Origin of the sequence: Actinoplanes oryzae (assembly GCF_030757795.1) — a bacterium.
Lineage (GTDB): Bacteria > Actinomycetota > Actinomycetes > Mycobacteriales > Micromonosporaceae > Actinoplanes.
In genome coordinates, this window is sequence record NZ_JAUQWH010000337.1 from 1 (window position 1) to 1709 (window position 1709).

Below are 1709 nucleotides of genomic sequence, written 5' to 3' on the forward strand. Positions count from 1 at the left end.
CCGGCTGCAGTACCGGCACATCGCCGGCACCCGGCCGCAGATCTGCATCTTCCAATCGGGCTCGTCCGGCTGCGAGCTCGCGCCGCGCGCGATCCTCGACGACGAGTGGGCCTCCTACGAGCGCATCCTCACGCTCGACGGCGTCGCCGGGGACCTCCAGGTCATTCTGCATGCCGACGCGGGCGAGCGGTTCAGCCCGGCCACGGTCACCGAATACCGCAATCTGACCGTCGAGACCCTGACCGCTTCCGAGCCGCAGGAGATCTGGCCGCAGCCGATTTCCGACGTGACCGTCGATCTCGCCGCCGGCCGGCACGAATTGCGCGTCGACGGCGGTCTGGCCGGGTCGGTGCTGGCGCCTTTCGAACCGCTCGAGGACTGCTTCCGCTACGACGACGAGACCGCCGACGAGGCCGGGCTGGGCGCCGAGTCGCAGATCGGGGCGGACGGCGAGACGACCTACACCCTCAGCGCCGTGCGCCACCTCGCGTGCATCGGCGCGCAGGCCGACGTGGGGGCGTCGTCGCTCTACGAATACTCGATGGAGGCCCGCAGCGTCGCCGTCCGCAATCCGAAGTTCTGCTATTTCCTGCGCGGGCCCGACCTGTGCCGCACGATGCCGTCCGTCGCCGTCTGGAACGGCTGGACCAGCTATCAGGCGCTGGTCCCGCCCGACCCCAACGCGGTGGAGACCCGCGTCTATCTCTACGGCCTGCGCGACCTCAAAGGCGTGCAACAGTCCCAGGTCGAATATCGCAAGGTGAAGTTGCGCCCCCTGTCGACGCCCTCGGCGATCGTCATGGTCCGCCAGGAGGCGCCTTCGTCCACCTCCACCGTCGCCTGGGACAAGAACAACCCCACCCAGTTCTCCGGTACGGTCACCAGCGCCGGACCGACGGCGATCGCGCTCGCCGAGAATGCCGCGCCGGGGTGGATCCTGACCGGCATCGACGGCGCCGAGAAGGTGACGCTGCAGGGCTACATGAACGGGTGGCTGCTCCCGGCCGGCGGCGATTTCACGATGCGCTACACCCCGGCGAAGCTCTCGCGCTATGCGCTGTACCTCTTCCCGGTGACCATTGTGGCGGCATTGGCGTGCATGTATCTGGTGCGGCTGCCGCCCGGGCGGCCCGCGATCTGGGCCGTGCGGCACCGGCGCAAGTGGCGGATCGAGCTGCTGTGGGCGCGGCGGCCCCGGCCGGTGCGCTGGGTAGTCGCTTTCCTCCGCCGGCGTGTGCGCCGGCTTCTTCCCCGGCGGTTCGCATGAAACGTCGGCGCCGGTTGCTTGCCCTGGTCGCGGCCGCGGTGGTCGTCGTGCTGGTGGTGCTGTGGCTGCTCAGCCGGTGCACGGCCGGCCCGTCCACCGTACGGGTGGCCGCCGTCGGGGACATGGTGTGCGACCCCGCCGACCCGAACTTCGCCAACACCGCGCGGGACAAGGGCGACAACTGCCGGCACGTGGCGGTATCGGATCTGGCGGTGGCCCTGCAGCCCGCCGTCTTCCTGGGCCTCGGCGACTTCCAGTACGAGCTGCCCAAGGCGGCCGCGTACCGCAGCGTGTACCAGCAGAGCTACGGCAGGCTGTACGCGAAGACCATCCCCGTCTTCGGCAACCAGGAGTACAAGGTCCAGGACGCCAACACCTTCACCGACTACTTCGGGAGCCGCATCCTCGACGCCAAGGGCTACTGGTCGCAGGAGGTCGGGCG

General features: G+C 69.7%; 2 pseudogenes. Both read left to right on the forward strand.

Annotation, left to right across the window (positions count from 1 at the left end):
- Positions 1-1267: pseudogene (locus RBH18_RS43760) on the forward strand (hypothetical protein); the annotation flags it as partial.
- Positions 1264-1709, forward strand: a pseudogene (locus tag RBH18_RS43765) (metallophosphoesterase family protein); the annotation flags it as partial. The pseudogenes RBH18_RS43760 and RBH18_RS43765, both read left to right, overlap by 4 nt.